Here is an 8,034-nt window from a genome sequence, read left to right as displayed (position 1 = left end):
CTTCAAATACAGAGCAGTGCTGAGGGTACGCGCATTGCGTTCGAAATACCACTGGGGGGTCATCATTTTGCATAAAGTCATGATCGTAGACGATGAACCGATGATTCGTGAAGGGCTTAAATCAATTATCGAATGGGACAAGCATGGTTTCACCGTCGTAGGCGAAGCGTCGAACGGGCGTGATGCTTTAACTAAATATCGGGAACTGCAGCCCGATCTTATTCTCATTGATATTCGTATGCCTGGAATGGACGGACTGCAAGTCATTCAAGAAGTGAGGCAAGACGATACGACTACGAACTTCATTATATTGAGCGGTTATGCTGACTTTGACTATGCTAAGCAAGCGATCGGCTTTGGCGTTGACGGCTATATTTTGAAGCCGGTTGACGAGGATGAGCTCGAGACCTATGTAAAGCGAATCGCCGACAGCTTGAAGCGAAGAGGCGAGCAGCAGGCAAGCAGCGAACAGACGATGCTGCTGCGCCGGGATGAATTGCTCCAGAAGCTGGCTGGCAGCCAAAGTTTTGAGGAGACGACATTCGATGATGAAGCACAGGCTCTGCTAGGTACTCCGGCGAAATATTATCAACTTATGCTAATTGAGGTATATAGCCGAGAGCATTCTTTAACGAGAGGCGATACGTTTAAGAAAAAGCTGGCTGAGCTTATCGAGCAGAAAGAGATTGGTTTCGTATTCAGCGCTGAGCCATACATCGGCGTGTTGCTGAAAGATTATTTGTTGCAGAGCGGGTCGCGGGAGCAGATGAATGGCTGGTTGGCTGAGCTATGCGGACCGAATGCCAGGTTTGCGGCAGCGGTCAGCGAGCCTGTACGCGATTGGCGGGAGCTGCAGGACTGGGCCCCCTTTGTCAGCGGCTTGCTGAAGCGAAGGTTTATGCTGAAGGGCGGACAGATTCATACCGCATCGCAGACGCGAGAGGATCATCCAATAGAAAGCGATTTGACTCCAATTATGGAGTCGTTYGCTCAACGTTTCTTTTATATGATCGATATCGGCAGTGCCGAAGGAGTTGAGAAGGCGCTTCGTGAAGCGGAGGCACAGCTAGGAGAAGCTGGCGACATCACTGAACAGCAGCTTAAGTCAACCTGGGCGGGTATCGTATCGATGGTCTTGAACAAAGTGTCAACAGCTAATCCGACGTTGCCGATTCAAGAGTATTTGCCGATGATTACCGCACTCTACCTGGAGCATCATTATAATGAGATGCTGGATAAGCTGAATGCCAAGCTTGTTGAGCTAGCTCAGAAGATAGGTAGCTCAGACGCATCTTCGGTGATGAAGCAAATTACCGATTTTATTGATCGTCATTATTATGAGAATCTTAAGCTGGAGACACTAGCCGATCTATTCAATTACAATAGCGGATACTTGGGGAAAATGTTCAAAAGCCATACCGGTCAGCATTTTAATACCTACTTGGACGAAGTCCGTATCCAGCACGCTATTGAGCTGCTGCAGGAGGGGATGAAGGTCCATCAAGTATCCGAGAGAGTTGGATACGCTAACGTTGACTACTTCCACAGTAAATTCAAGAAGTACAAAGGCGTATCTCCTTCTACGTATAAGAAAATATAAGACGGGCTTGCCGATMGTTCACACTCCGAACGAAAGAGGCAGCTCGTTTTTTTTGTTGTGCCTATTGTCCAAATGAAAGCGCTTGAAAGAGCGTATTTTTATATGATTTTCGCACGGATTTGTCGGGTGCAATGTAGTCCGGCCTGTCGGGTATCATTAGGACATAAGAGAGAGGGCAAGCTATAGAAGATAAAAACCAACGCTTGCCAAGCCGACTGTGTTCGTTAAATAGGAGGAGCATTCATGAAATCGCTAACAGCAAAAGACGTTCCGCAGAAAGGGACGAAGAAGTCTTCTTCCGTTTGGAAGAGAGCCCTTCAGCAGCGCTACTTGTATTTGATGTCGCTGCCATTCGTCATTTGGGTCATCGTATTCAGCTACGTACCGGTATGGGGCTGGATAACGGCATTCCAAAACTACAAGCCAAAAAACTCGTTCTTGGATCAAAAATGGGTAGGCTTGGACAACTTTATTGAATTGTTCGGGGATGAACGGTTTTATCTCGTCCTTAGAAATACGCTGGCAATGAGCTCGATGGGACTTATCGTCGGATTTACGATTCCTGTCATATTCGCTCTTTTACTTAACGAAATGAAAGGGCAGTTTTTCAAGCGCTCGATTCAAACGATTTCATATTTGCCCCATTTCGTATCATGGGTCGTTGTAGCCGGTCTCGTAACGAAGATGCTGTCAACGGACGGCGGCGCAATCAATCAACTGCTGATGTCGCTACATCTTATTGATGAGCCGATTCAAWTCATGGCTAAAGGCGAATGGTTCTGGGGTATCGTAACCTTGTCGGATCTGTGGAAGGAGCTAGGCTGGAACTCGATCATCTTCTTAGCCGCAATGGCCGGTATTGATCCGGAACTGTACGAAGCTTCGACGGTGGACGGCGCAGGACGCTTCCGCAAAATGTGGCATATTACGCTGCCTGGCATTCGTACGACTTTCATGGTTCTATTCATTCTTTCGATTGGTCACTTGATCGGTATTGGCTTCGAGAAGCAGATGCTGTTAGGCAATCCTCTCGTTACGGATTATTCAGAAGTACTCGATTTGTATKCGCTCAAGTACGGGATACAGATGAGCCGCTATTCGTATGGTACGGCAATCGGCATATTCAACTCCGTCGTCAGCATTCTGCTCGTATTAATTGCGAACGGTATATACAAGCGAGTCACCAAAGAATCAATCATATAGGAGGAGCGGCATATGCAAGGGACTGTACAGAGAAGCAGCGACAAAATATTCGATATATTCATTTACGTAGTAATGGCGATCGTTGGGATCGTAACGTTATATCCTTTCCTTAACGTACTCGCAATCTCGTTCAACGATTCGGTTGATACCGTACGCGGCGGTATAACGATATTCCCGCGGGAGTTTACTTGGAAAAACTACGAGACGATTTTCGGCTTTGAGGGTCTTATCACCGGGTTCAGAAACTCGGTGATCCGGACGGTAGTCGGTACGCTCCTCGGCGTTATCGCCGCTTCCATGCTGGCGTACACGTTAAGCCGGCCCGACTTCCAGGGAAGAAGATGGATGTCCTTCTTGTTCGCCATGACGATGTATTTCTCGGGCGGACTAATTCCAGGCTTCTTGCTTATCAAAAACTTAGGTTTGATCGGTTCGTTCTACGTGTACATCATTCCGGCTCTTCTAAGCGTGTGGAACGTATTCGTAGTTCGTTCCTTCATAGACGGATTGCCTTACGCGCTGCAAGAGTCGGCTAAGATAGACGGCGCGAACGACTGGATCATCTTCTGGCGGATCATTCTTCCGCTTTGCCAGCCGGTACTTGCCACAATCGCGTTATTCATCGCCGTAGGACATTGGAATGCATGGTTTGATACGTATCTGTACAACGCCCGCGTTCCTGGAAATACGACGTTGCAATATGAATTAATGAAAGTACTTCAGTCGACGCAATCGGGCAACAATTATCGCGACCCGAACGCACAGCAAGCGATCGCATCCGTATCTCCGGAATCGATCAAGATGGCGATTACGATCGTCGTTACCGTACCTATTTTGCTCGTCTATCCGTTCCTCCAAAAATATTTCGTCAAAGGAATGACATTAGGCGCAGTGAAAAGCTAACATTGGTAATAGCAGGTTCCCTGTTATATACACAACAATCTTTATACAAGAAAAGGGAGGCTTTAAGGCAATGAAAAGAAAGACACAGTACGCTCTAACGTTGCTTTTGGCGCTTGTGTTCGTTTTCGTAACGGCATGCGGCTCCAACAACACTGGCAACAACAATGGCGAGAATGCCGGCAACGGCACGAATGCGCCGGCAGAATCCGAAAACCTTGAACCGATGACAATCCGTTTCGCATCCGGTGACGTTAATGCGAACTGGGACGATAATCAAAGCGACATCGGCAAATTTCTGGTAGAAAAAACGGGCGTTTCGATTAAAGCCGAGTTTCCTGTAGGCGGCTCTGACGCTGATATGTTCGCCCTAATGGTAGCAAGCGACGATTATCCGGATCTTGTAATGCCAAAAGGCAATATCGGCAAGCTTGTTGACGCAGGCGCAATGGTCGATCTTCGTCCATTGATCGAAGAATATGCTCCTAACATCAAAAAGATTTACGGCGAATACCTCAATCGTCTTGTATGGAGTGCGGATGACGATGCCATTTATACTCTTCCTCTAGATCTTGTTGGCCACACGTATTTCGATGCGGGCGGCGGTTTCCAATTGCAGCACCAAGTGCTTGAAGCTGCTGGATATCCTGAGATCAAGACGGTTCAGGATTACGAGAACGCGATCAAAGCGTACCTCGAGAAAAACCCTAAAACAGAAGACGGCCAACCGCGTATCGGTATGTCCCTGAACGGCGGAGAATGGCAAATTCTGATTTCCGTTACAAACCCTGCGTTCTACGCTACTGGCGCACCGGATGACGGCGAATTCTATGTCAACCAAAATACGCATGAAGCAATCATGCACTACCAACGTCCTGAAGAAAGAGAATATTTCCGTTGGTTGAACCACATGAACGATGTAGGCTTGCTTGAYAAAGAAAGCTTCGTTCAGAAATACGATCAATACAAAGCGAAAATCGCTTCCGGCCGCGTTATCGGCTTGATCGACCAAAACTGGGATTACGCAGATGCTGAGAACGCTTTGAAAGCTGAAGGCAAATTCGGTGCGACTTATGCACGTTTCCCAGTAACGCTTAACGATCAATATCAAGACCATTCCTTCCAAGGAACAGGCTACCTGTCCGGTTACGGCGTAGGTATTACGACTAGCGCGCAAGATCCAGTTCGTTTGATCAAATACCTTGACTACCTTGCTTCCGACGAAGGCCAAGTACTTGTGAACTGGGGTATTGAAGGCAAGCACTACAACGTTGTTGATGGCAAACGCGTTATTCCTGAAGACGTACAAGCTATGAAAACGAACGACAACAACAATTTCAAGAAAACGACTGGTATCGGCAACTACTTCTTGTCCGCTCGTTATGGTGACGGCGTGCTGGATCCTACAGGCAACTACTATACAACGACGTTCCCTGAACAAATCCAGACTGCTTACACTGAAGCAGACAAAAAGACGCTTGCGGCTTACGGCGTAAAAGTGTACAAAGATTTCTGGCCGGCTGACGACGCATTCCCTGAGCGCAAATACGGCGCTGCTTGGACATTGCCGTTCGAGACTGGCTCCAAAGCGAACGTTATCTTCCAGAAGACACAAGATATTATGAAGAAACGTATCCCTGAAGCAATTCTTGCGAAGCCAGCCGACTTCGACAAAGTATACGATGCATTCTTGAAAGATCTTGAAGATGCAGGCGCAGCTGAGTTGAATGCTGAGTTTACGAAAATGGTTAAAGACCGCGTTGAGCTTTGGTCCAAATAAGCATAAAATAATAAGAAAACGGAGAGCTCATGCAGATGAGCTCTTTCCGTTGTTTAATCGAGGGAGAGAGACAAACGATGATCAACAATAAACTTTCGAAAATTTGGTATGGCGGCGATTATAACCCAGAGCAATGGCCGGACGAAGTGATGGAAGACGATATCCGCATGCTGAAGCTCGCGGACATCGACGTAGCAACGGTTAACGTATTCTCTTGGGCGCGTATTCAGCCGAACGAGGATACATACAACTTCGAGTGGCTTGACCGCATTATGGACAGGCTCTACAAGGACAATATTTATATTACGCTCGCAACGAGCACAGGCGCGCATCCGGCGTGGATGGCTAAGAAGTACCCGGATGTGACACGCGTTGATTACGATGGACGCAAGCGTAAATTCGGCGGACGCCATAACTCCTGTCCGAGCAGCCCGACTTATCGTAAGTATTCCGCACTCCTAGCAGAGAAAATTGCTGCGCGTTATAAGGATCACCCCGGACTTGTCGTTTGGCATATTTCTAACGAATACGGCGGCTATTGCTATTGCGACAATTGCGCAGAGCAATTCCGTGTATGGCTTCAGAAGCGGTACGGCAGTATCGAACAGCTGAATTCGGCTTGGTACACGGGCTTCTGGGGTCATACGTTCTATGAGTGGGACGAGATCGTTCCTCCGAACGCGCTTAGCGAGGAGTGGAGCGGCAACCGGACCAACTTCCAAAGCATTTCGCTCGACTACCGCCGTTTCCAATCGGACAGCCTGCTGGATTGCTACCTTCTTGAGTACGATGCCATCAGTAAGCATTCGAGCAATGTACAGATTACTACGAACTTAATGGGCACTTACCCTGAGCTCGATTATTTCAAATGGGCTAAGCATATGGACGTTGTCTCGTGGGATAACTATCCTTCCATTGATACGCCTGTCAGCTTCACCGCTATGAYGCACTCGCTTATGCGCGGTCTAAAGAGCGGACAGCCGTTCATGCTGATGGAGCAGACCCCAAGCCAGCAGAACTGGCAAGCGTATAACTCGTTGAAGGGTCCTGGCGTCATGCGGCTATGGAGCTATCAAGCGGTAGCCCATGGCGCGGACACCGTGATGTTCTTCCAGCTTCGCCGCTCAATCGGCGCATGCGAGAAGTATCATGGCGCGGTCATCGAGCATGTTGGACATGAGCATACGCGCGTATTCCGTGAATGCGCCGAGCTTGGTCATGAGCTGCAGCAGCTTGGCGATACGCTTCTTGATTCACGCAACGATGCTAAAGCGGCGATCGTCTTTGATTGGGAGAACCGCTGGGCTGTCGAGCTGTCGAGCGGACCAAGCGTTGCGCTGAAATACGTGGACGAAGTGCATAAGTACTACGATGCGTTATTTGAATTGAACATTCAGGCCGATATGATCAGCGTAGAAGAAAACATGGATAAATACGATCTCGTTATCGCGCCGGTTATGTACATGGTTAAACCAGGATTTGCCGAGAAGGTTGAACAATTCGTTGCCCGTGGAGGTACGTTCATTACGACCTTCTTCAGCGGCATCGTGAACGAGAACGATCTCGTAACGATCGGCGGTTACCCAGGCAAGCTGCGTAACGTACTCGGTATCTGGGCAGAGGAGATCGACTCGCTGCTGCCAGGCCAGACAAATCAAATCGTTGTGAACAATGCGAGAGGCGAGCTGAGCGGCACCTATTCATGCAGTATTCTATGCGACCTTATCCATTCCGAAGGAGCAGAAGTCATCGCGGAATACGGCTCCGACTTCTACAAAGGCATGCCGGCATTGACGGTCAACAAATTCGGTGAAGGCGAGGCATGGTATGTCGCCTCCAGCCCGGATAAGGCTATGCTGCAATCGCTGCTTTCCACCATCTGCAAGGAGAAGGGCATCGAGCCTCTGCTAGCAGCGCCAAGCGGCGTGGAAGTGACTCGCCGTATCAAAGACGGCAAATCGTTTACCTTCGTGCTGAACCATAATTCCGAAGCTTCGGTTGTACAGCTTCAAGATGAGCCGCGCAAAGATTTGCTATCTGGCGAGCTTGTTAGTGGTGAATACAGCGTTGCTGCCAAAGGCGTTCTAATTATTGAGCAATAACACCGAATAATATCGATAACGACGAACCAGACAAGCTCCGTCCTCCAAGCAGCCGGCATATAGTAAGGGGAGAAGCCCACTGCGAGGGGGACGGCAAGATGTCAAGGAAACGGCGTACACCACTATCGTTATCCCTTATTGTACTCGTGCTGTACGTATTGCTCGTTATCCTATTAATCACTTCATGGCTATAAATAAAGGCTAAAATGTTCAGGAATCTCCCATTATTACTATTTAAAGCCGAGCCTACCTCCAATGGAGTTTGAGGCCCGGCTTTTTTATTCTAGTCCAGCAGCCTTCCTCCATTGGCCTCCATGGTTTTTCCTCTTTTACTTTATCTTTTACTTTTATCTTTTATTTTAGCTTTACACTTTTTAGTTCTCTCTTAGTTGTCTTATGTTCTCTTTTGCTCCACTCTCCCATTAGCTCAGGAAGAAAACCAAATCAAC

The 8,034-nt window shown here is 48.1% G+C and carries 5 protein-coding genes; all 5 read left to right on the top strand.

Translation table 11 applies throughout. From position 1 onward, the window contains the following. A partial coding sequence (locus AB4Z33_RS07020) for a response regulator transcription factor (RefSeq protein WP_442049238.1) occupies positions 1-1,600 on the top strand: 1,600 nt, incomplete at its 5' end. Between the two features lie 243 nt (positions 1,601-1,843). Next, a complete protein-coding gene (locus AB4Z33_RS07015; RefSeq protein WP_442049237.1) occupies positions 1,844-2,803 on the top strand; it encodes an ABC transporter permease in 960 nt (319 codons plus the stop codon). Between the two features lie 12 nt (positions 2,804-2,815). Next, complete coding sequence (locus AB4Z33_RS07010; protein WP_442049236.1) at positions 2,816-3,706, top strand: carbohydrate ABC transporter permease; 891 nt, start codon at positions 2,816-2,818, stop codon at positions 3,704-3,706. 70 nt (positions 3,707-3,776) lie between these two features. Continuing rightward, a complete protein-coding gene (locus AB4Z33_RS07005; protein WP_442049235.1) occupies positions 3,777-5,483 on the top strand; it encodes an ABC transporter substrate-binding protein in 1,707 nt (568 codons plus the stop codon). Positions 5,484-5,560: 77 nt separating this feature from the next. Then, positions 5,561-7,585, top strand: a complete 2,025-nt coding sequence (locus AB4Z33_RS07000) for a beta-galactosidase (protein WP_442049234.1) — start codon at positions 5,561-5,563, stop codon at positions 7,583-7,585. Positions 7,586-8,034 lie beyond the last annotated feature (449 nt).

Origin of the sequence: Paenibacillus sp. 2TAB19 (genome assembly GCF_052115185.1) — a bacterium.
In the GTDB taxonomy this organism is placed as follows: Bacteria; Bacillota; Bacilli; order Paenibacillales; family Paenibacillaceae; genus Pristimantibacillus.
Note: the sequence above shows the minus strand (reverse complement) of the source record. Positions and strands in the feature narration are given on the sequence as shown.

Coding starts and splice junctions, on each gene's coding strand:
- AB4Z33_RS07010 (WP_442049236.1), top strand. CDS start 2,816: ATGCAAGGGACTGTACAGAGAAGCAGCGACAAAATATTCGATATATTC.